The organism is Phyllobacterium sp. A18/5-2, assembly GCF_025452215.1.
In the GTDB taxonomy this organism is placed as follows: domain Bacteria; phylum Pseudomonadota; class Alphaproteobacteria; order Rhizobiales; family Rhizobiaceae; genus Phyllobacterium; species Phyllobacterium sophorae.
This window is the reverse complement of the sequence record NZ_CP104967.1, coordinates 1,315,787-1,337,164: the sequence shown is the minus strand read 5'-3', so window position 1 is coordinate 1,337,164 and position 21,378 is coordinate 1,315,787. Positions and strand designations below refer to the sequence as shown.

Genomic DNA, 21,378 nt, shown 5'->3' with positions numbered 1-21,378 from the left:
ATAGCGTATAAGCGGTCGCCAGAAGCGTCGGGCCGACAAAAATTCCCAACATCCCAAACGCTACCAAACCGCCGATGACGCCCGCAAAGATAAGCAATAACGGCAAGTCTGCTCCCTTGCGGATTAGATAGGGGCGGAGAAAGCCATCCATCGCCCCGGCGACAATTGTGAACGCCAGAAGTATCGATGCCCATATCGCATTGCCAGAGTAGTACATCCAAATGACCGCCGGGACTAACACCAGCCCAGGACCAATCTGGATCAGGCATAAAATGAACATGACTGCAGTCAGCACTGAGGCAAATGGCATACCGACAACAAGCAGCCCGATACCGCCCAACGCGCTCTGCGCAACGGCGGTAACCACCACGCCGAGGGCCACGCCACGAATGGCTTGTCCGGCGAGGCGCACTACCATCTCACCCCGGTCACCAGCGAGACGACGACCGAACCGAATTGCCATAGCGGCTCCCTGTTCGCCACGTGCGTACATCACCGCAGCTATTGCGGTCGTCAGTAGAAAGTGAAGGAACATGCCGCCCAGGCTCCCTGCTGCTGATACGAACCATTGGGCCGCCGCACCAGCATAGGGATCAAGCGTTGGTGCCAGATCGTGCACACTAGCGGCTGCTAGTTTACTCCAAGCTTCACTCACGCGGGCCCCGACAAGTGGCACGCGATCCAACCATTCCGGAGCGGGGGGCAGCCGAAACGTGAGCGCGCTTTGGATGAGACCTTTGATGGCGTCGACGTTGTCGACGATCATGGTGATGGCAAGCCACAATGGCACAATCAACACCAGCAGCAGAACGATTGTCATCACCAGGACGGCAACACCGCGCCGATTGCCCGCACGGCGTTCCACCCAAATCATCAATGGCCAAGTGGCGATAACCAAGGTTAAAGCCCAGATGGTGGCGGGCAGGAATGGAAGCATTATCCAGGCGCTGCTGACAAGCAGGCCGCCTATGAAGAGCACAGCGAGAGTCACCCGGGTAATATCCTGACGCGGTTGGACCATTTCTTCCCCCTCATTCAGATGCATCCAGGATACAATCAGAATCGATGTGTTTTAATTGTTGCGGGAAAGATATCCTGCCTTGTCGATCCAAATCTAATTTATTTGATCATCCCGCGCCATAAGCCAGAAGCGTTATGAAGACTTGAATCGTAAGCCATTATGCTGGGCTGGCTCTTGGTAAATCAACGCGCAGGCATGTCCGCTTCGTGTTACGGTGAGCGCGCTGGGGACACCATCCGAAGGATGTGCGACAACAAAAAGGGGAGGCATATCTTCTATGGTCACAACAGATCTTAAATCCGTGCATTTCATTTCGACCGCGCTTTCATCAGCGGTGCTGGCTCTGATCATTGCGTCCGGAACACCAACAGGCGCATCGGCCGGTGAGGCCGAAGCCAAAACAATCCTCAAGGCGATGTCCGACTACCTGGCGGCGCAAAAGACCATCTCTTTCAAATATGACACCAATCTTGAGGTCGTCACCAAGGAGCACCAGAAAATCATGCTGGCCAGTTCCGGTACAATGGAAATGGGCAGGCCGGACAAGATCCGCGCGACGCGCTCGGGCGGATTTGCCAACGTCGAGATGACATTTGACGGAAAGACCCTGACGCTTCTCGGCAAAGATGACAATCTCTACACCCAGTTCGAAGTTCCGGGGACGATCGACCATCTGATCGACGAGTTGCGGTACACTTACAACAGGCCCGTGCCGGGCGCTGATCTCCTCGTGGGGGACGTCTACGGCGAGCTGATGCAAGATGTGGTCGACGTTAAGGATCTCGGCAGCGGTGTGATCGGAGGCACCGAATGCGATCATCTGGCATTCCGGGCGAAGGAAGTCGATTGGCAGATTTGGGTTGCGCAAGGTGAGAAACCTTATCCCTGCAGGTACGTCATCACCGATCCCAAAGCCGATCAGGGACCACAATACAGCGTTCAGATCAGCGACTGGAAGACCGGGACAGATGTCGTTGCGGACAATTTCTCCTTCAAAGCTCCGACCGATGCCAACAAGGTCGACGACCCGAAGAAACTTGTAAACATCGATGAAATTCCGGACCATTTCGCTGTGGGAGGCACCAAATGAGCGTTTCAAAAAAACTCAAGATTGCCCTGATGACGGGAATCGTCTCATCATTCTTGCTGGAAGCGGGAATGGAGATGCCGATTCCAGGGATCAGTTTCGTCACGTCGGCAGAGGCGCGGGTCGGGCGTCCGCTCACCCCCGTCAGTGTAGCTGGCGTTGCACGACGTAGTGCGAGGCGCACCGTTCGGCGCTGCGTGGCTGGTGTATACGTTTGTTAGCTTTGGAGCTGAATTACCGTGTCGGGGCAGCATAGCCCATCCGTCTCAGTTGCACCTCGTTGTTGGTTGGGCCTCGCAGCCCTTTTCGACAGGTTATTTTGCAGCGCTCGGGCCGGTCAGCGCACCAACCTGGCTTCCGTAGTTATCGCGGGTATTTGATCGACCACAGCAACGGGAGCGGCCAATAAAGGCCAGCCTCATTTGCCTTCGGGCTCTGATTAGTGAATCCTGAATCTAGCTTGTTAGCTGCCTGATTTCTTTGACCGCCGCTGCGCGGCGCTCATCCAAATAGTTGGCCAAATCTTGCAGATGGATGCCTTTGGCACACTTCTGGCTGTGCTCCATTCGGACGAGTGGAATGGTGATTTCGCCTAGACTGACTTTGCGGACGAATTTTTCTGGTGTGAGATGGGAGAAGTAGTCTTTGCAGACCTTTCGACTGGAATGATGGCAGAGCCGTTGTACTGCGCCATTAGAAGGACAGCGGTGTTCATGACGACACCTCGAAACGGTCGGGCTTTGGCGATGTAGGCGTATCGCCGCGATTTTTCTGGATGGCGTTGCGGCTGGTGACCATGGAGTAGCCGTCCGCGAACCGGACACAGCAGCTATTCATCGTTCCGCGCGCTGTGACCTCGCAGGGCTGACCTTTGCGATCCATCCGGTTCCAACGATAGATGTATGGCAGCATTGTCACTTCACCTATCTCCCATAGGGATCGTGGGGTGTTACGGTCAGCCAACGATAGAAGCTGACGAACATGAAAACAAAGAATGCCAGCCAAAGCGACCAGGGCGAAAATACCCACGCCAAACCAACAACGAACAGGGCGAAGATGAAAGCAACCATGTGGGTGCCCGTCATAAAATCCTCGCTTCGCGAATGATGCTTTCGCCGGCCTGTTCGTCACCGGTCGCGCGCCACAGCGCCATCGCGACCAAAACGGGATCAATACCCTTTTCGCGCCACCACAGCTCTTCGTCGCCGACCTGCTCCCGGTGCATTTTTGTCGATAGGGGAACTACCCATTGATCGTCAGGCTTTTCCCCTATGTCTGTTAAGCGTTTTCCCCACCGCATATTCCCATAACGGATGTGGGCAGCCTCGACGTCACGCGCGCCGGTAATCAAGCAAGGTAACGACCGGATGAAATCGAGATGTGCCGCGATCTTCTGCCGTGGTTTCTTCACTACAGCCGGCTTGGTGATCGAAAAGGCAGTGGGAAGCTTGCGGATTGCCATAGCCATCAGTTTGCCTCCCACTGTTGAGCGGAAAGGATGCTTTCGAGATACGGTGCCAAGGCAGGTTCAGGCACACTACGACACCATGGCGTTGGAAGAAATCAACGCATTGCCAATCATAGATCTGCCGCTCCAAATTGCGTGCTCTGGCTCTGGTGCACGGCTCCAATGCTTCCGCAGCAGCTCACAACCATCAAGGCATGGGGTTTCGAGTATTGCACCGAAGGCGTGTGGGTGAAGATGTCCAAGAGCAAGGTGTCATTCGGAACCGGTTACGGACTTCGCGGATCGCATGAGCCGTTTATCATCGCCAAACGCGCCGAACCGAAGTTAACCAAATCCACCCGGTCAGTGATTCATGGCAAGGCCCGTGAGCATTCCCGCAAGCCCGAAGAGGCCTATCGTGAGGCCGAACGGTTGATGCCAAGCGCATGCCGCATCGACCTCTTTTCGCGCGGCCGCATAATGGTAACGTCGCCGCCGGCTTCATTTTTAGGGCTGCTGTCGCACTTCGACGCGTTACCTCCTCATGCAGGCATCAAATCGATGACGCGCATGATCGCAACCGCGCTGCTCGTGTTCTGCGTGCCTTCTGTCGTATCGGCTTTAGCGCAGGTCCAAACCTCGCCTTTCTTGACTGTGAACTTTTTTTCGTTCTGAACGACCGACAGCTCCCCCCTCAGTCATGTGGCAGAGCATGTCGTTTTTCATCACGTTGTCCGGCGTCTTCGCCCCGGGTTGGATCACGACATCGCGCAGCTTGACCATTGCATACGCTTTTATGTTTGATGCCCGTTCGCCCAGCGCTACTTCTCTGACACCGGGTGCAAGCTCCTTGCCCTCATCGGGACCGTAAGTCTGGGCGGCTGCTGGTGTCGCCCAAACGATCAGAGGCGTTGCAGCCATTGTAAGGCCGAGTGCGAGTGTGGATCTGCGATTGACGGGTTCCATTGCTTCCTCCCTAGCCAAATCGTTGGAAATTAGGGCCAACCCAAAGTATTGGGCCGGTGCGGTCAAGAGTCAACGTGCCCATACGTGGTGTCGCGGTCGCCATGTTCGGTGGTGTCATCGAGGAAGTTACAAATGCCGGCCGAGTGATCGCGCTTATTGTATCTTCGGACGCAAAACAGCTCACCCTGCGGCATGAGACCGACATAAATTTCCGTTTCGTGCTAATTCCTGACCTTTTGTTGTGCGATCAGCACTGTTTCCTGACTCTCTGGGTTTGAGCCAACCTGGTAGGAGTCTGTTTAACACTGCGACCCAAACAGCTGAGCAGACTAATTGAACAGACTGATGGGCTTACCCAACTGGTTGGGCGAATGTTCTGCTCTTGGCCTGCAGGGCTTGGCGAGCTCGGAGCAGCGGGAACTTGGCCACTCGGTTGCTCAACACGGACGGTACTCAAAGAGAAGGTTGAGAACCAAACGAAGTACAAGGTGGCAGCCTGAGGGGATAGCGCAATCCTCGGTCCGGCGCAGGGGCCATTTTGACATCGGTCGGCCGCCAACGTCCACTTGGGCTCCGGACGTTATTCCCGGTTAGGCGGTCGGGGAAGTGCGTAACTGTAACACGCGGAGAACATGCTGATCGACGCGATTGCGGGGCGTGCCGGCAGATCGCTCGCGCCCTCGCAGTTTCTTTCCTTCATGCCCAGAACCCACCGACCCGTTCAATCAGCCAGAACGAGGCGATACCGCCGATGCAGTAAGCGGCGACAACCCGCGCCCAAGGGTGCGGCGCACTCCCTCGGGATCGAATGACTCCGATCGAGAGCCGGCCTAGTACCGCGAATGCCGTCAGGATGGTTGCCGCAAAGGCGAGCTGTCCCAGTTCCACACCGATGTTGAAGAACAGCAGCGCAACTGGGATCGCGTGATGCGGCAGACCGATTTCGCTGAGCGCGCCGGCGAAGCCCAGCCCATGCAGAAGGCCGAACGCGAAGGCAACGAGCCAGGGCAAACGCCCGGTGAGGCTTGTTTCTCCTGCTTGTCGTGACTTCACGATCTCCACCGCGACCAATACGATGCTTAGCGCGATCGTCGCCTCGACCGGCGGCCCGGGCACACTAAGATAACCGAGCCGTCGCTGCGCCGAGTGTGATGCTGTGCGCGACCGTGAACGCAGTGACCGTGACGGCAATGCGCTTCCAGCTTTCCGCGAGCAGTATAAGCGCCAGTACGAACAATAGATGGTCGATGCCAAAGAGAATGTGCCCGACGCCCAGCCAGACATACGTGGCGGCCACCTGCTGCCAGCCGGTGACCGCCGGTACCGTCAAGGACGGGTTGGCCGGGGTCAGGCGCGCGGTGCTGACTTCGCCGTTTAGCCGCTCCAGGTGCACCAAGACGTCCGTGCGGCTCTCAGGCAATCCGTCGAACGTAATGGTCTCGCCGGCGAACCCCGTCGGTGCGTGCACCGTCCACCGCTCGACGTAGGCGTCATTGAGAATGGCGCCTTCGTGCGGCGTCCTTTCGGCCGCGCTTAGCGGCAGTCGGGGATAGACCGCCAGTCTGCGTTCACCCATTGCCGGTGCTTTCCAGAGCACCGAGTAGATTTGGGGCAGGCTCTCGGTGATGGATAGGTAGGCAGGTCTGAGGTCATGTGCATGAGCATGACCGGAAACGAGGATCAACGCTGCCGAAAGGACGATGAGAAGCCGAGTCACGGTGCGACCTCCGCTCGCCTTTCCTCGATCGCCTCGGCAGGAGTGGCTTCCACCTTGACTACATAGATCGAACGAAGCCGCTGGTATAGCGCCTCGTTGGCGACGACTTTTCGAGCATGCAGCCACTCCCGCCGCGCCGCCTCGCGGACGTCCTCAACGGGAGGCTCGCGTGCTTCGACGCGCGCGGTCACGCGAACCAAGTGTGTGCCGTAAGCCGAGGTGATTGGACCGGTCCACCCGCTCTGGGCCGCCTTGTCTATTCCCACGGCGAATTCCTCGCCGAATGTCTGCGCCACGGCCGACCTCGAAACATCGCGGAATTCGGCTCCTGCCATCAAGGGGCTGCCGAGGGTTGAGGCCTCTATGGTCCCCGCGTTCAAATCGCGCAACACGCGTTCCAGCCCTTCTGCATTCGGAACACCCGCGCCACCTGCCGGGAAATAAATCTGGTCGAAGGTGAAACGGGCCTCGCTACGGAACCAGTCGGGATGCTCGCCAACGAACGCCTTCAATTCGGCCTCGGTCGGCTCGACATCTGCCGCCTGTTCCGCGACGAACTCCATCTTCTGCCGGATCCGCCGCCGAATGACGACGTCGTCCTTGTCGAGGCCCATCTTCACGCCCTGGCGGTAGAGAACCTCGTCGCGGATGTGCTCGCTCACCAGCGCATCCAGTTCCTTTGCGGTCGGCGGCCGCTGCCAGGTTCGGCTGAAGATCGCGGCAAGGCTGCCGATCTGGCCGGAGCTGACGACGATTTCGTCGGATGCGGTCGAGGCGCCCACATCCGCGAACCGGAACAAGCCGAAGAGAGCTGCGCCGATGATAAGGAAGTGGAGCAGGGGTTCCCGCAGGAAATTCACGGTCGCCTCCACTCAACCCGGCGTGTACCAGATAGGCGAGGTGTAGGCGCGTTCCTGACCGAACATCGGCACGCCTTCGGGCATCTTGACCCCGAAGCGCACGGCGTCATAGGCCGTCCAGCGCGGCGTCGGGATCTCGAGCACCCGGGCGTAATATACGGCCCGCAGAGTCGGATCGAAATCCGGGTCCGTCCACGTCTTGATCAGCTCGGAAGCGCCAATCGTATTTGTCCAGGTGGCCGTCGCAACGTCGACGGTATTGCCGACCGCAGGCAGTTTGCCATCGGCACCGGGCACCCGGCCATCCGACCACACCACGTCGTAGACCTTCTCCTGGCGAGCGCCGGAAGCGTCGACCCATCCCTTGACGATCTGGATGCGGTCGAGATTGCCGCCGAGCGGGTCCTTGAGCGCTGCCATCAGGAAAGTCGGAGCCTTGCCCGCGGGCGCAGCAGTTAGGTCCCCACCCATCGGCACACCCTTGCTGTAGCCTGCGAAGGCGGGACTGCGCGATTGCGCGTCGGCCTCGGTAAAGTCCCATCCGCCAAAGAAGCGCACGAGCATGCGAGGGCCGGTCGTCCCATAGACCTCCTTGCGGCGCAGGGCGTCCCAGAGCGCCTCGCGCGTATTGTCGGTCGCCCACACGCCGGCATAGCCGGAAGCGACCTGTTGCCAGCCTGTGAGGAATAGGTCGCCATTTCGCATGAATTCGTGTTCAGCGCGATGTGGGCTGGGCTCTGAACCTGAATGCTTGCCGAAGAAATTATCTTCCTCGGCCGTAGTGAGCGAGGTGTGGCTGTCGGTCGAGCCGATCATGCCGAACTTGTACGGATTTATCCCGAGCTTGCCTTCGAGCTGAAGTCCGGTCTGCAGCGCCGTGCGCGCATACTCGCTCTGCAGCATCTCGGGCTTCTTCGCCTCGCTGAGGTTCAGGTTGCCTACGTCCCACAGCTCGTAGCCGGCGAATTCGTCGGTGGGTGAGAGATAGGGATGCGCCTCGCCGTCCCCTTTAATCTGCGTCACCTCGTAGAGCGGCTCCCAACGGGCGCGCGTCTCCGCATATTCCGCTGACAGAGGCCGTCCGGTGGCAGGGTTGGTCTCGGTAGGGAACATCCAGCCGTTCGACAGATTGCCGTTATGCGAGATGGCCAGCACCCGCCCGCCGGTCTTGTCCTCGTAGGCGGCGAGGTGCTTCCAGAGATCCTCTGGAGTGGTGCTGCCAGCAGGGGGATAGGTCGTGAACGGAAGGGTCTGCTTCGCCTGCTCCCCGCCGTCGCGATAGATTACAACACGATGGAGGTTGTTGCCGGGCGGCACCTGTGAGGTCCATTCGTAGCCGATGAAGGCGGTGAAATGTCCCGGCTCATTGTATTTTTCCGCCGCGGCAATCATCTGATCCCAGGTCGAGCGATAACCGTCGGACCCCGGCAGAAACTCCAGCGCCTTGGGAAATGTGCCGCGCGAGAAATTGTCGATGATCTCGAGCGCTGCCTTGACGCCATCTTGGCCGCCTTTTTGTACAAGATCGTACCAGCGCCGGCCGGTCGGGTCTGCGAGCATTTTTGGGTTGCCGGCAAAGAGAGCGGGGAAGAAGCCCATATTATCGGAATGGTCGGTGATGGCGAGAAAATCTAGTGGCCGCGAGAGCTTCACGCGTTGACCACCAGACGCGGTCAGTTCCTCGCCGCGAGCGAAACGGTAGGCTTCGTCGTAGCCGAGGCGATTGCCGAAGGCGCCGGCGTCCATCGAGGCGCTAGTGTGAAGATGCGTGTCTCCCCAGAACACCCGGCTCGGGAAGTTTCGGCCCGCATAAGGCGAATAGCCAGGCGGCTTGCTGGGAAGAGCGGTCGCGGGGTCAAGGGTACCGATGTCCGTTAACGTCGTCTGCGCTGCAGTGGGGGAGACTGCCATCGCGCTTGCCATTGCAAGAGCGTAGTAGAAACGCCATTGCGGGCGCTGCTTACTCAAAGCCTCCATCAGCGAAGAAACCAATATGCGCAGATTTCCCATGCGTTCCTCCCATGTTCATGGCGGATGCTTTTAGGGGGCGAATAGACAAGCGGCAGCCCGCTTTCAAATGATCACTCGTCCTACTGAAACAAAAAAGTACGTTACTGTTACATCGGGCCAAGGTCTCCAACTGTTGTGTGCACGCCTTGGCATTCGCGGCCAGCAATTGGATTGGGTTGGGATTGTCTACCATATCCCCGGACACGATGAGCAGGTGCGGTCTAAAATTGATGACTTCGCATCTGACGGCTTTCCAAAGTGCAAGGTCGAAATTGCGTCCGAAATGAATATCTGAGAGATGCGCGAGCCGGATTGTCATGTGTCTTCCCCAATTCCACACACCAGCAGGCTCACAATATCAGAATTGCAACCAGAAGTATTAATTTAATGTAATTCACGCATGAGAGCTGCATGGTTTATGCGACCACTCGTTCGTGCCCGCATGCAGGTGGCCCCTTGCCGGGTGTCCTTAGAATTAGGTAGTGATCCCTAGAAAATGAAATCAATTTAAAGCTGCAAATCAGTATACGGGCTAGAGTGATTTGCAGCTGACTGGCGGACCTGGGGACAGGGAACACTCGCCGGGCGCATGGGAAGAGCTTCACGGCTTCCTTGGCGCGAGCTGCGAGAGAAGAAAGCGGCGCACCTTAAAGGCCGCGCCTTGCTTGTCTGATAACGGAAAGGCAAGGGAGGCCCAACGTTGAGCGAGATGGTGTTCCTATGACAAATACAACGGAACGAAATCCTACAGCGCGAGTTCATCTCTATAGCTGTAGCGCGAGGTTTACTCATGGCATTATTTCGTTTCGTTTTCGAGGAGGACGCACTTCTCGACGATATAACTCCCGTTGAATTCCCCGACTACGAAGCTGCGATTGACGCCGCCAAAAAAGCGGCAAGAGAGACACTGATCGATGCAGTGATAGAAGGATCTCGATCCGACCGAGTGGGTCGTTCGTATTTACAATGAGCCAGGTGAGCTGATAAAAACAGTGTTTATAGCTGACCTGTTAAGACACAAGAAATAAGCGGGTGTGGCCGCATCGCGGTTTTACGTCACGCCGCCAGCTCATCAAGGCAAGTTGATGTTCCGCACTGTCTGAAGAATCCCCAACTTGGCCATGGCTAGCGCTTCTTATCCGCCTGCTTCTTTCCCGGTTGCGTCTTAATAGCCTCGTTACGCTCCACAATTTCTGTATAGTGAGTAAGTAGACGCCGATAGTGGTCAGCGGTTTGGACGGAAATATCTTCATCTTCCCCAGACCGCGACTTTCGATAAACACGATCTTTCCCGGCTTCAAGCCTCTCAGCAATCTCTTGATATTCGCGGATCACGTTCTTTATCCGCTCCATAAAGTCGTTCCGGATATTGCTTATGGCCCCCTCCAATTACCGTTACCGCTCTGCCACTGAATGATAATCAATCTTAGGTTGTACGCAAGCGAGTGGTTTGCACTTCGCCGCCCAGGTTGCAGCGCGAGGAACAAACTCCGGCGTCAGCGGTTTAGTGGGGCAGCATGAAGGAGACCACTACCGGATCCGAAACCCGATCCCGTGCCGACAGCGCTGCGCGATGAGCCGCAAGGCCGACCCCGGCGCCTGCCGTGGAAGAGCCGCTGCCAATACAGCTGCCAGATGAGACGCCCTTACGGACTCCGATGAGATGCAACAGCCGCCGAACATGCCTGACAGCACGTTGTGATGGCCGTGTTCCTTGCGGGGCTCGGAAGCCAGCACCTCGGTTAAGCTTCAATGCGGCTGCAGGATTCAGCACAATTCCGGCATGCAGTGACGCAGACGCGCATTCCGCTGTCATCTGGTGATTGGTTTTGCCTTGGGCGGCCTTTGTGGGTCCCCAACCGCGTTATTCGGAGCGTTAACTTTTAGAGGCGCTGAATGTTCCCAAACGTTGGAAAGAGAAAAGCATCGCGTCCAGGATCAATTGCACCGCCCACATGCGTGCTACGCTGTGATGAAGGACGAAGGCCGCCGCCCTCGGCGTTCCATCGAGCGTGCCCGTCTGCGTGCTATTCTCAACTCGCTTAGAGTCGGCTGCCACCATCCGCGTGAACGTTCCATCGCGTTGGGTTCATGACGAGCCGGCCATGTTGCAACAAGTTCCTGGAGCGTCGGCGTTCGCCACGTGCCCCATATATAGGTGAACCGGTCAGGAGTAGCGTGCGGGTAGAATATTCGCAGAATGTCCGGATCGACAATTTCGCCGGAAAGATCCGTAAAAGCCACGACGCCATACTGCTCGGTCATCAATGGGCGCCTGAGGGGAGGCATGTCTTGTGATGGCAGGGGGTACCGTCGCCGTCGCCGTTCTGCGTAACGAAGTCGGGCAGCTCTATAAGCTGCGGAATTCTTTTGCTCCTCCAATCGCCGCTTTCGTTCCTCCGGCTCGGTGCGACGAGCCGCGGCCTCAATAGACTTCCACTGACGTAACAGTTCTTCATAGGAACGGAAGGGCACGCGCCAAGCCCGCAATTCCTCATCCCAGTGCGCCCAGGGGATGGTCCGCACTGTATCGATGACAGTTTTCGAATACGGGGTTCGGATACGCAAATCGTCGGCCACCTCAAGATATGAGCTGGCGATCGGCTCAAACTCGTAGGCGTCGCGGCCTTTGGCGTCGGCGTGAGGAAGCGCCTGATTTGTCTCGCGCGCCAACCAGCGGTCCAGGCGAAGCGCAGCTGTCTTGCCCGGCACAAACCACGCACGCTTTTGGTCATTCCATCGCGCACGAGGAAAGGTTTCCCGAAACCGTTCCACAGTCATCCGGTCGTAAGGAAACGCGGCCAGTACACCTGGCTTGTGCGCCTTGATGATGGAATGACGGTCGACCACGACGATAATCCTTCGAGGAAACTTGTGCCGCCGGATGAAACGTCTGAGGACCCCAACTGGTTGCTCATCAGAAATTTTACGTGCAGTGCCTTCCTCAAGGACCATTTTCCGGAAATCAAACTATCGTCTCGAGACGCTGGTTGGACACCACTCTCAAGACACGTATAGTACTTGTCTTGGGCGCTTCGACAGAGGATTAGATCATGGCTGGGGATATGGGTCTAACGCGCATGCGCGCCTGCGACGTCGTCGATCTGCTAAATCGGGGTGAGGTGACGCCGCTCGACTGTCTCGATGCTCTTGAGGCCCGTATGGCGATTGTCGAAGGTGCCGTCAATGCGCTGCCGATCCTCTGCTTTGATCGCGCTTACGATCAAGTGCGCCGGCTAATGCAACGACCAGTGGGTAGCCGCGGCCGTTTGGCAGGGCTGCCGGTGCCCATTAAGGACCTGACCGACGTGGCCGGTGTGCGCACCACCTATGGCTCAACCATTTTTGCCGATCACATTCCCGACAAGTCTGACATTCTCGTCGAGACAATTGAGGCGGAAGGCGGCGTCATTTACGCCAAATCGAACACGCCAGAATTTGGCGCGGGCGGCAATACCTTCAACGATGTCTTCGGCACTACACTCAATCCCTGGAACACGAAACTCTCCGCCGCGGGCTCGTCGGGCGGAGCCGCCGTCGCACTTGCCACCGGGACGGCTTGGGTGGCACAAGGGTCTGATCTTGGAGGCAGCTTACGCAATCCCGCAAGCTTCTGCGGTGTGGTGGGACTACGCCCCAGTCCCGGTCGCGTTGCGAGCCATAAAGCAGCCAAGATCGATAGCCTGCTGAGCGTCAAGGGCCCGATGGGTCGTTGCGTCGAAGACACGGCACTTCTTCTCGATGCGATGACGGGCGAAAGTCCCGCAGACCCTCTGTCGTTGCCGAGGACTGAAAACTTCCTTGCTGCTGCGCGTTCTGGCTGGCGGCCAGCGCGGGTTGCTTTCTCCGCTGATCTTGGCATCACGCCGGTTGATCCGGAGGTGGCTGCGATTTGTCGCGCTGCGGCCACACGTTTTAGCGAGATGGGTACCGTTGTGGACGAGGCACATCCAGACCTCTCCGAGGCACATGATACATTCCAGGTCATGCGGGGCATGGCCTTCGCCTCAAGTTATGCAGAGCTTTTGAAACGGCATCGAGACCAGATGAAGCCGGAAGTCGTCTGGAATATCGAAAAGGGCCTTAGCTACTCCATGGCAGACGTGATCCGGGCGGAAAACAATCGCGCTGCCCTGTTCCACAGGATGAATGCTTTTTTCGACACCTTTGATCTACTTCTTTGTCCCGCCACGATCGTTGCCGCCTATCCCGCGAGCGAGCGGTACGTAAAGGAGTGTGCCGGTTACACATTCTCAAACTATGTCGAGTGGCTGCGATCGCATACGCGATCACACTGACGACTTCGCCGGCGATTAGCCTTCCCTGCGGGTTCACCAGCGATGGACGCCCGGTTGGACTGCAAATTGTTGGCCGCGGACGTGCCGAGGGACATGTCTTGGCCGCAGCGCGTGCGCTTGAACTCATTTTGGATCTGCGTCCGGTCACGCCAATTGACCCACGCTCGCCCGACTGAAGCAATAGCGCTATGTCGCCTCGTGCGAACGCGTCCCATGGCCCGTTCAGACGGTCGATCATCAAGTTCGCTTTGGCAAGCCAAAAGGACGACTGTTATCAATGGCAAAAATCAAGGTAACGTCACGCATTGCAGTTTCTCATCGCCATTTTTGAAGATAACGTCGTCAGTAACGAAACAGGTTTTCCGCCATGAACTTTACGAAGGCCTGTATTTTAGGAGACAGGTGCCGACTCGACGGCCACAGAATGCGGAACTCGCCGACAACCTCAATGTGCTTGTCAAGAACCGCCACGAGCCTTTCATCCGCGATCTGCCTGCCGATGGTGAACAGCGGCAACAGGCCAGACCAAGTCCTTCCTCGGCCATGCTGATTTGCGACAGCTCCTGTTCGGCCGCTTCTATCTCGAAAAAACGCATCGGCAGCGTTCAAGGAACATGATCCCCTCTGCCGTGATCGCGATGCTGCGGGTGTTACGGTGAAACAACCGAACACCGAGCCTCTTCTCCAAGCGGGCCATTGTTTTGCCAACGGCCGATGACGAGACGCCGAGGGCTTCGCCCGCCCTTACAAAACTGCGGGTTTCCGCCGCAACCATGAATACATTCAACGCGCCGATATTGTCCACCCGGGTACACTCCATTGCGCACGCTGATGTCCGTGATCAATGGAGCAATAGCCCATTTCTTCAACGCATGTCGCGGCCTAACTTCGAGCCCGCGGATCTTACTGCCGCCCTCAATCGCGAATGGAGATAAAGTGACACATCCTCACAAGGCCGAATTTCAAATCACTCCCGAAGCCACCGTGTTCATCGTGAACGTCATCCATGCCCACCCGGGCAAACAGGAGGAAGCGTTCGAAATCATCCAGGATGTCGTGCACTAGGTTGCGCAACGAAAGGATTTATTTGGAGCAACCTGTCAAAAAGCACCGACGGCAAAACCGTCGTCAACATCGAGGCAATCCGCGATTAGAACAACGTCGCGGAATTCTTCTCCGATCGCGTCTTCGTCGAAAAGTTCAAGCTATTGGACACCGTCTCAACAAGCGAGTTTCACAAATACAAGGTTTCCGACCTCGTGCTCCCTGCTACCCATTTCATACGATAGTTCGTGGACAATCCTTCCGGCTGGGTAGCCGGAAGGATTTATGACACAACGAGGCATGTTGGGGTGGGTAAGTGGTTTCTTTGTTGCGCCTAGCCGACACAGGCGCCGTTCATGCGAAAGTTTAAGGTTCCGATGCAGGGCGGTGCGAATGCAGCACCATCGCCAACTCGCTCGACAGATAACCGGCAGCGCCGACATTGCGCAAAGTCGGACTTTGATGCCTTGGCATTGTCTCCTGGAATACCGTTCCATTCACGAGATCCCGCCTCCCAGACCCGCTCGAAGACGGCTCACGGACTATCGCTCTGATCTATCGATGCGGTGTAGCCAAGCCATATCTCATGTTTGAAAGCGGGCGGGTAACGACAACATGACGGGATGTTCAATAACGCAATTTGAGACGCATGTTGCGCGGCACAAGTCGTACGCCAAATTGCAACCACAAATTCATCAGTGCGGTGAAAAGGTCACGCATCTCGACCATGCATCAGCCGAGCGTAACCCTTATCCTTTCTTTCGGCCAGCGATGATCAATCAACGGGCAGTCGTATAGCGGCATGGATCCCTCTGCGTGTTTGCTAATGCAATAGGCGGAAAAAACATCGTGTTCATCCTCGGGAAGGAGCACAAAGCTCACATCTTTTGGGTCAAACTTGATATGATGCGGTACCCTCCACTCACGCTCCCAATCGAACTGATAATTGGTCCTGAGCACATCGATGAAGGGAACCAAAATCCAAATTGGCGCTTTCGGATCGTTCCTTGATTGCGACATTAACTCCGCAACAGCCTCATATCTTTCATCCATGGTGTAAAAGAGCGGTCCTCCGCCAATCTGCCCAATAAATTCCTTGGTAAATCCAATTCCATACGATCCCCGAAGTCGCTTAATTCGTGAGAGATTATGAATTGGTATTTCGCTCAGGCAAACCGAACTCGGGCAATGGGGATAGTACCGACCAACCCCAAACTTCGTTCTTGCCTCGATCTCTCCGGCGAGCAACATACTCGTCATATTGCGCACGCAATCATTCTCGGGTGTCTTCTTGGTGAAATGGACAACATAATCCGACATGTCTTCCCACTCGGGATCATATCGCTTTCGTATTAGCTCACGCATTCAGGACTCCGAAGAACGTGCCACATTCTCCAGATCACTATCATCTTCAAAACAATTTCCGGTAACTCAATGGGCGCCCACATCGAAATTTCTCGTGTTTCGATAAATCGATTGTTTTGATAAAGCCGAATATCGGCTCATTTCGAGCGGTGCTGCAACCTGATCCGCTTCGCGCTCTCGAACGGCGCTAGGCATTCAAAAACCATCGAATAAGCGCACACTCGTGGCGGCTGCACTATTTGACGCTACCAGTGGTTGCCGTCATCACTCCTAACAGCTTAAGCGGTATGTAGAGAATTGTCCTTTAGGACCTCGTTGAGCGGCAACGATTTCGCGACCGCTTCCGGGCGTGCAACATGCAATTCGGCGAGGTACCAACCGGTCTCCTCAGCACCCGTGGCATCGATGCCCAACCGGGAAAGATTATCGAGCACGTGCTGCTGTTCTTCGGTGCAAGCAAACCGGCGCTGGGGAAACAGGCCCTGCAGCTTTTCTGTGACATAGCCGTGTTGGCTCAGCATTTCTTCTGCAGCACCGAAATCAAACATGCGCAGCACGAAATGCGCCATCCAAGGGCGGCTGTCGAGGCTCGCTTGCAGGAGTCGTTCCAGCAAAATCTCTGTAACATAGCCAACACAGCCCGTCGAAATGATAAGATCGGCGTTTTCGATCACCGCAACGTCTTGTGCTGTCGGTTCTCGTTCCTCGAGGTTGGTCGCGACACCCGCGTCGAGTATGCCTGCATCTACCGCATAGGACACCGCGCGGCCCGCCGGATCGACACCAACCATTTCAAGCGCGGCATCGCTCCGTTCAGCATAGCGATCGCGGTCTTGCTGAAGAAGAAACGCGGGATCGTCGGCTTCCGCCGTTTCACAGATTCGGTAGCGTTCATCCATGGAAAACCCGTGCTTGAGGGGCGCTATTGACCCCATACAAGCAACCAAGATCGACCACTTTAGACGCTTCGGTCTCGGTGGTTTTACGCCGCGCCTCGATTAACTGTTGAAATCGAGGTTTTGCGTCCTGAGGAATTCGATAACTGAGCCGCGATAAAGTCGAAAAGTAAGCAGTCGGATCAGGGTTATTGTAAATATTGTTCAAGTTTATCTTGCCGGCTGCGTCGTAGCTAAGATGTTCCAATATACCTACTCATCTTTTCGTTGCAAAAAATATGCATTAAACGCACGAGGAGTGCGGAGAAGTTACTTTTCGTGTGGGATATATTCTAGTACCACAGATCGTTCGACAATTGAACCCGTGATGGAGCATTTTGTTCGCAACCACGACGCGTTGGGTCGCTGCGTGATATTGATGAGCCGATCACAGTTTGATCAACGAAGAACCCAACGCGGTTGTTCCACTGTTCTCAATATGGGCAGGGATTTAATTCGACGGGCTTGATTAGGTGACCGGATCGGGACAGACTGTATCTTCGCCATCGCCATTTCACTGAAATTGGGGTGACGCAGAAGGCATAACTACCATGCAATTTTGCGCTCTCGACAAACGGAAACGCGCACCTACATGACGACGTTATTGAACCGAATGGATGTGCAAATTTTGAAATTGGCTGCGCGCCCGACGGCCTATGTTCCATTTTCGCATTTCGATCGTGATATGGAGCCTATTTGGAGATGGCTGCCATGCGGTAACAACCTCCTGCGTTATCGAATGAAATGGCTTTTGCGCAATGGACTGCTATCGATCGATCATGCATCGAAGCGGCGCGGTGTTCGCTCTTTTTACACCACGACGAACGGACTTGACCATCTTGCCAATGTTCTGCCCGCGCGTCATCCGGTTGGGACACTAGCCCGGTACGGCCACTAAAAGCCGCCTGAAATGCATTTGATTAGCAGGCGATGCAGTATTTAGCCTAAAGGTCGGCAGTGCAAAAAATGGCTATTTCCCGTGTTTTCTAATTTCGGCAAATGCCCGATTCAGCCTGGTTCGCCTGCGCGCCGGTAATGCGCAAGAGCCACTACGTTGGAACCATTGTTATAATGGGGTAGTATCCTTTGGTGAGTTTCCATTGGGGGAAAATTCCATGACTGTTGATTGGATTCCAAGGTTAAGGGGACACGCCGAACTCGTTCAGAAGCTTGCTGAAGAAGTTCCCAAGGCTCTCGATCGGCCAAGTCTGACATTTGACCACGCCGCCCGCTTGCGTACGGTGATTGAAAAAGGCGCGCGCGATTTTGATGAGGTGCTGCAACTTATGGAAAGCGCGGAAGTCGAGGAAACCTATCGCCAAGCTGCAGAACGTTTGGCAAGAACCTGGCAGGTCCTTTGTGATGCCGCCGAAGAAAAGGTTCAATCCCTAGACCATTACCATCGAATGCCACTTTCGGATAATGACGATGGCGTATCGGTTGACGTTGCTGACGCTGACGAGACGGAACCAACCAATATCGATCGCAAACAATAAACGACATGGGCAAAACGTTAATGGAGCATTGGAATTCCAAAGCGAAAACTTGGACCATGCCTTGGTGAGCCATCAATTTCTAAATTGGCGGATGGTTTGAGCCCACCCCTGGCCGAGTGATCACCGTCAATTGCTACGCAATCCGGACGGAATAGTCACAGCCGCTTTCGCCAGCCTCAGCGCACGGAGACGTTCGGTCTTCTCCTGGACGGCGCGCATGCCGCTTTCATATTCGTGCACAGCCTGCCGTGCATCTTGTGCGCGCTGCTCCTTGGAAGGATATATGCCTGCGCCTTTTACTGCCGTGTTGGAGAGAGCTTTGTCGCTTGTATCCCATGCGACAATGGCGGAACGGTTGGGGCGGCCGGACCACTTTACAGCTACTTTGTTCATGGAACACTCCAATGAAAGAACTCAAGGGGCAAATCGCTTCAATGGGCGGCATTTCCTTGGGTTCGGTTCCGTTTTGACCGGCATTGGTGCCGATCAGTGTAATTCTTCCTCCCACGCAACAGGCATCTGTCATTCGGTACGCAAACCATTCGCCAATCCGTGACCCCGGATGCCATCCCGGCTTCGGTCACATCGTGGCGTTCGGCTCCCGGCTTCTCATTGTACTTCAAGAGCGCGGCCTATACGAGATACGTGCGCAACAGGGCGAACCACGTTTCGTGGGGGGAGGGACCATTCATTCTTCGACAGGATCTGTCTTTGCTAATTTTGGTGGCGTTGCATTGTCCTGAAATAGTGCTCCGCATGTTGATACCAGTATTCTGCGTCCACACGATTTCCAGCGGTTGCCTCGTTACGAGCCAGCGAAAGGGAGCGCTCATAGTTGGATTGGGCATTTTGACGACCGGGAGTTTGCACCGCAAATGTCTGTCGATTGTTCGTTGAATAGGTTCTGGTTGTATTCATTCTCTTTATGAGCCGCACGGCGACTCCTCTTGGCGCCATCTGAGCGTTTGTTACTAGTCGATTTGCTCGGCTACTATTCGGCGCATTTCCTCTCGGGTAAATCCGGAACTGTTTAGCTTCGGCGCAAGCAGCCGTTTTTGCAGCGCTGTATTCAAATGGTTGGGTTCATATGGACGTGGCCTGGCCACGCTCGTTTTTATTTCAGTATTGTTTTGCATATTTGGTCCGTTAGCTGCCGCAAGGGTCGCGCGGCGAGAAACACCGAATGCAAGCAAACGGCGGATGAGCTGCTGATACGGCAGCGATAAAACCTTAAATTGGTACGGAGATGACTCTGCGCTTAAAGCTGGCAGAACTTGGCCGAACTATCTCGTCGACCAAACGTATGTAGGTGTGCGGCGGGGTCATTTCAAGTCCGTTCAGGATGACACTGGCCATCGAGAGAGGGGTCGCGGCTTTCCACTATCTCGCGGGTGCCCAAGCATGCCAAATGACCATATGGAGGCGTTATTCTCGCTTAGCCACCCCGAAATTCATCCCATGAACTGCCATGAATCGGCGTCTTTGCAATGAGTTTTTGGGGCAACCGTGGCACTTAGGGCGTTTCGATAGTTCTGCATGTGGAACTGCAAATGTGTTTTCCGCGTTTACGGTGATGCGCGTTTTGCCTTTTCACCACGTGACAATCATGACTGGGGCCGCTGGCCGAGTATTGAACATTGCGTCAGTCGAGGAAGCGACTGAATGCCTTTTGCAGCATTGGCCACCCGACGAGAAGGGTAGAAAATACAGGGCAGCCCGGCAGGTGTGCCTCGACGCACTGGAGGGCAAGGAAACCGCCAAGCATGCAAGATCGGCGTTCATTGCAGCTGCAAAGGAAGCCGATATTTATATCCGAGAGCGGACACCTTCGCTGGCCAACCCTTAGTTTAGTGCAATAGTAAACAGACGCGCCCTGTGTAGCCTGATTGAAAATTGCCTCATGGGAATCCGTGTGAACCCATCCCATGGATGGCCAAGCATAGAGCTGGCACAGCCCGCCAATGCTTAAAGTTTGCAGTTCGAGCAGGTGAGGCCCTGCCAAAGGGTGGGTAGGCCGATCCTGGGCCGCGCCACCAGCAAAGTGTGCAATTGGGCGTCTTGGAAGTTCCAAATAAATCACCGTACCCCCCGACCGGAACAAAGTTCCACGTTCGACGTTCTAAGGGGAGAAATTTACCCTTTTAAGCGGATGGAGGAGGAAAAAATGTTGAAATCAATGCTTTTAGCAGCAATTCTTGGATGCGCATGCACACCCTTGGCGTTTGCTCAAGATACGATGAAGTGCGATGAAGCCACCTTGGCTAAAATGACAGCGGATATGGATGCCATGGTAGATCCGGCCGTCAATGACAAGAAAGAACAAGCCAAGATGGAGATGCAAAAGGCAAAAGAAGCCTTGGCCGCACAAAAGACGGATGAATGCCTAACGCATCTGCAGAACGCGATGAATGCGATGAAGAAAAGCTGAGCGCTTAGCGTTCAACAGTCCCTTTGTCGAACGCCCTGCCTGCGGCGGAGCGTCAATAAAGCCCCGTAAAGGGGACTGCCCATGCGGCCTTTAATCTTAGGCTGGCCGGCAAACCAGGCACCAAAGCGTGCGATTTGTGCACGGCTTTGGTGCCACAATGCCTCTTCCAGCAGAACGGCACTTTGGCTGCCTGTTGCTAGAGGCAGCATCCCCCATCGGGCGCCCTTGCCATTCAACGCTGCGCGACCGGTCAAAGAGCGAAGAATCCAGGGTCAGAGATCAAGCCCCCCAGTCCGTGGAGCGCCGTGTTGGGTGCATCGGAAACGATTGCGGATGAAAGTGTTGAAGTATCGGCCCTTGGAGAAGGCGTGCCGAAGCCCAGCGTAGGTCTCCGGTGGCACATCTTGATAGTCATAGCGGTTTCCGCTTGGCATGAACCAGATTGACAGAGTCTGCGTTACCTCATCATAGGCCGTCTTTTGAATCAGGTTGGAGGGCATGGCGAATTCCGCTACCAACGACACTGGATTTTCAGCGAACCGATGTGAAATCGATAGTTAAACGAATGTAACTGTATCTCGTTCCAATCTCATCGCTCTGGATGCTGGCGATGAGGCCGTTGACATTTAGGGCCATGATCGGCGAGAGCCGTTGCGTGTGAATTCCGTGATCCTGTAGCGGAATAAGATTAGGTTCCTTCTTCG

Annotated in this window: 20 protein-coding genes and 7 pseudogenes; 9 read left to right on the top strand and 18 right to left on the bottom strand. The window is 55.7% G+C overall.

Going from position 1 to position 21,378, the window contains the following annotated elements; all coding sequences use genetic code 11:
• Positions 1–19: 19 nt before the first annotated feature.
• Positions 20–1,021, bottom strand: a pseudogene (gene ydiK / locus N8E89_RS25160) (AI-2E family transporter YdiK); the annotation flags it as partial.
• A 277-nt stretch (positions 1,022–1,298) separates the two neighbouring features.
• Here ydiK and N8E89_RS25155 point away from each other — a divergent pair.
• Both N8E89_RS25155 and N8E89_RS25150 read left to right on the top strand, forming a co-directional pair.
• Positions 1,299–2,111 carry a DUF2092 domain-containing protein gene (locus tag N8E89_RS25155; RefSeq protein WP_262262513.1) on the top strand — a complete coding sequence of 271 codons (813 nt, stop codon included), beginning with the start codon at positions 1,299–1,301 and terminating at the stop codon, positions 2,109–2,111.
• Complete coding sequence (locus N8E89_RS25150) at positions 2,108–2,329, top strand: hypothetical protein (RefSeq protein ID WP_262262512.1); 222 nt, start codon at positions 2,108–2,110, stop codon at positions 2,327–2,329. Before N8E89_RS25155 ends, N8E89_RS25150 begins: the two co-directional genes overlap by 4 nt.
• A 234-nt stretch (positions 2,330–2,563) precedes the next feature.
• Here the strand turns inward: N8E89_RS25150 and N8E89_RS25145 are convergent.
• From N8E89_RS25145 to N8E89_RS25130, 4 genes and pseudogenes are all read right to left on the bottom strand, one after another.
• Positions 2,564–2,823 (bottom strand): annotated as a pseudogene (locus N8E89_RS25145) (pyocin activator PrtN family protein).
• Positions 2,820–3,026 carry a hypothetical protein gene (locus N8E89_RS25140; RefSeq protein WP_262262511.1) on the bottom strand — a complete coding sequence of 69 codons (207 nt, stop codon included), beginning with the start codon at positions 3,024–3,026 and terminating at the stop codon, positions 2,820–2,822. The pseudogene N8E89_RS25145 and the gene N8E89_RS25140 overlap by 4 nt, the downstream one beginning before the upstream one ends.
• A 5-nt stretch (positions 3,027–3,031) precedes the next feature.
• Entirely contained in the window at positions 3,032–3,193 is a 162-nt protein-coding gene (locus N8E89_RS25135; protein ID WP_262262510.1) for a hypothetical protein, read from the bottom strand.
• Positions 3,190–3,570 carry a DUF968 domain-containing protein gene (locus N8E89_RS25130; RefSeq protein ID WP_262262509.1) on the bottom strand — a complete coding sequence of 127 codons (381 nt, stop codon included), beginning with the start codon at positions 3,568–3,570 and terminating at the stop codon, positions 3,190–3,192. The genes N8E89_RS25135 and N8E89_RS25130 overlap by 4 nt, the downstream gene beginning before the upstream one ends.
• A gap of 36 nt (positions 3,571–3,606) precedes the next feature.
• Here N8E89_RS25130 and N8E89_RS29150 point away from each other — a divergent pair.
• Positions 3,607–3,969: pseudogene (locus tag N8E89_RS29150) on the top strand (MT-A70 family methyltransferase); the annotation flags it as partial.
• 128 nt (positions 3,970–4,097) lie between these two features.
• Here the strand turns inward: N8E89_RS29150 and N8E89_RS25120 are convergent.
• From N8E89_RS25120 to N8E89_RS25105, 5 genes and pseudogenes are all read right to left on the bottom strand, one after another.
• Positions 4,098–4,521: pseudogene (locus tag N8E89_RS25120) on the bottom strand (hypothetical protein).
• Positions 4,522–5,217: 696 nt separating this feature from the next.
• Positions 5,218–5,637 (bottom strand): HupE/UreJ family protein, encoded by a 420-nt coding sequence (locus tag N8E89_RS29145; RefSeq protein ID WP_315975712.1) that lies wholly within the window; start codon positions 5,635–5,637, stop codon positions 5,218–5,220.
• A gap of 1 nt (position 5,638) precedes the next feature.
• Entirely contained in the window at positions 5,639–6,238 is a 600-nt protein-coding gene (locus N8E89_RS29140) for a HupE/UreJ family protein (protein WP_315975711.1), read from the bottom strand.
• Positions 6,235–7,098 (bottom strand): peptidylprolyl isomerase, encoded by an 864-nt coding sequence (locus tag N8E89_RS25110; RefSeq protein WP_262262506.1) that lies wholly within the window; start codon positions 7,096–7,098, stop codon positions 6,235–6,237. Before N8E89_RS25110 ends, N8E89_RS29140 begins: the two co-directional genes overlap by 4 nt.
• Before the next feature lie 12 nt (positions 7,099–7,110).
• Entirely contained in the window at positions 7,111–9,021 is a 1,911-nt protein-coding gene (locus N8E89_RS25105; protein ID WP_410010466.1) for a DUF3604 domain-containing protein, read from the bottom strand.
• Positions 9,022–9,898: 877 nt separating this feature from the next.
• Between N8E89_RS25105 and N8E89_RS25100 the strand changes: the two genes are divergently transcribed.
• Positions 9,899–10,078 (top strand): DUF6894 family protein, encoded by a 180-nt coding sequence (locus tag N8E89_RS25100; protein WP_262262504.1) that lies wholly within the window; start codon positions 9,899–9,901, stop codon positions 10,076–10,078.
• 155 nt (positions 10,079–10,233) lie between these two features.
• Here N8E89_RS25100 and N8E89_RS25095 read toward each other — a convergent pair whose 3' ends face one another.
• Positions 10,234–10,461, bottom strand: coding sequence for a hypothetical protein (locus N8E89_RS25095; RefSeq protein WP_262262503.1), 228 nt, complete (start codon positions 10,459–10,461; stop codon positions 10,234–10,236).
• A gap of 609 nt (positions 10,462–11,070) precedes the next feature.
• Positions 11,071–11,958, bottom strand: coding sequence for a hypothetical protein (locus N8E89_RS25090; protein ID WP_262262502.1), 888 nt, complete (start codon positions 11,956–11,958; stop codon positions 11,071–11,073).
• A 203-nt stretch (positions 11,959–12,161) separates the two neighbouring features.
• On the opposite strand from N8E89_RS25090, the pseudogene N8E89_RS25085 reads away from it, so the two are divergent.
• A pseudogene (locus tag N8E89_RS25085) lies at positions 12,162–13,582 on the top strand (amidase).
• 166 nt (positions 13,583–13,748) lie between these two features.
• Here the strand turns inward: N8E89_RS25085 and N8E89_RS25080 are convergent.
• Positions 13,749–14,211 (bottom strand): annotated as a pseudogene (locus N8E89_RS25080) (LysR family transcriptional regulator).
• Between the two features lie 131 nt (positions 14,212–14,342).
• Between N8E89_RS25080 and N8E89_RS25075 the strand changes: the two are divergent.
• A pseudogene (locus tag N8E89_RS25075) lies at positions 14,343–14,695 on the top strand (antibiotic biosynthesis monooxygenase).
• Positions 14,696–15,182: 487 nt separating this feature from the next.
• Here N8E89_RS25075 and N8E89_RS25070 read toward each other — a convergent pair.
• Both N8E89_RS25070 and N8E89_RS25065 read right to left on the bottom strand, forming a co-directional pair.
• A complete protein-coding gene (locus tag N8E89_RS25070) occupies positions 15,183–15,815 on the bottom strand; it encodes a hypothetical protein (protein WP_262262501.1) in 633 nt (210 codons plus the stop codon).
• Positions 15,816–16,093: 278 nt separating this feature from the next.
• The gene (locus N8E89_RS25065) at positions 16,094–16,714 is read right to left on the bottom strand and encodes a hypothetical protein (RefSeq protein ID WP_262262500.1); all 621 of its coding nucleotides are present in this window, start codon (positions 16,712–16,714) and stop codon (positions 16,094–16,096) included.
• Positions 16,715–17,850: 1,136 nt separating this feature from the next.
• On the opposite strand from N8E89_RS25065, the gene N8E89_RS25060 reads away from it, so the two are divergent.
• Positions 17,851–18,246, top strand: coding sequence for a hypothetical protein (locus tag N8E89_RS25060; RefSeq protein ID WP_262262499.1), 396 nt, complete (start codon positions 17,851–17,853; stop codon positions 18,244–18,246).
• Between the two features lie 126 nt (positions 18,247–18,372).
• Here N8E89_RS25060 and N8E89_RS25055 read toward each other — a convergent pair whose 3' ends face one another.
• Entirely contained in the window at positions 18,373–18,639 is a 267-nt protein-coding gene (locus N8E89_RS25055; protein ID WP_262262498.1) for a hypothetical protein, read from the bottom strand.
• A 321-nt stretch (positions 18,640–18,960) separates the two neighbouring features.
• Positions 18,961–19,164: a DUF4167 domain-containing protein gene (locus N8E89_RS25050; protein ID WP_262263327.1), complete on the bottom strand. Its 204-nt coding sequence runs from the start codon at positions 19,162–19,164 to the stop codon at positions 18,961–18,963.
• Positions 19,165–19,714: 550 nt separating this feature from the next.
• On the opposite strand from N8E89_RS25050, the gene N8E89_RS29135 reads away from it, so the two are divergent.
• The gene (locus tag N8E89_RS29135) at positions 19,715–20,092 is read left to right on the top strand and encodes a DUF982 domain-containing protein (RefSeq protein ID WP_315975710.1); all 378 of its coding nucleotides are present in this window, start codon (positions 19,715–19,717) and stop codon (positions 20,090–20,092) included.
• A gap of 318 nt (positions 20,093–20,410) precedes the next feature.
• The gene (locus N8E89_RS25040) at positions 20,411–20,674 is read left to right on the top strand and encodes a hypothetical protein (protein ID WP_262262496.1); all 264 of its coding nucleotides are present in this window, start codon (positions 20,411–20,413) and stop codon (positions 20,672–20,674) included.
• Between the two features lie 272 nt (positions 20,675–20,946).
• On the opposite strand, the gene N8E89_RS25035 is transcribed toward N8E89_RS25040, so the two are convergent.
• Positions 20,947–21,108 (bottom strand): KTSC domain-containing protein, encoded by a 162-nt coding sequence (locus tag N8E89_RS25035; RefSeq protein WP_262263326.1) that lies wholly within the window; start codon positions 21,106–21,108, stop codon positions 20,947–20,949.
• Between the last annotated feature and the right edge of the window lie 270 nt (positions 21,109–21,378).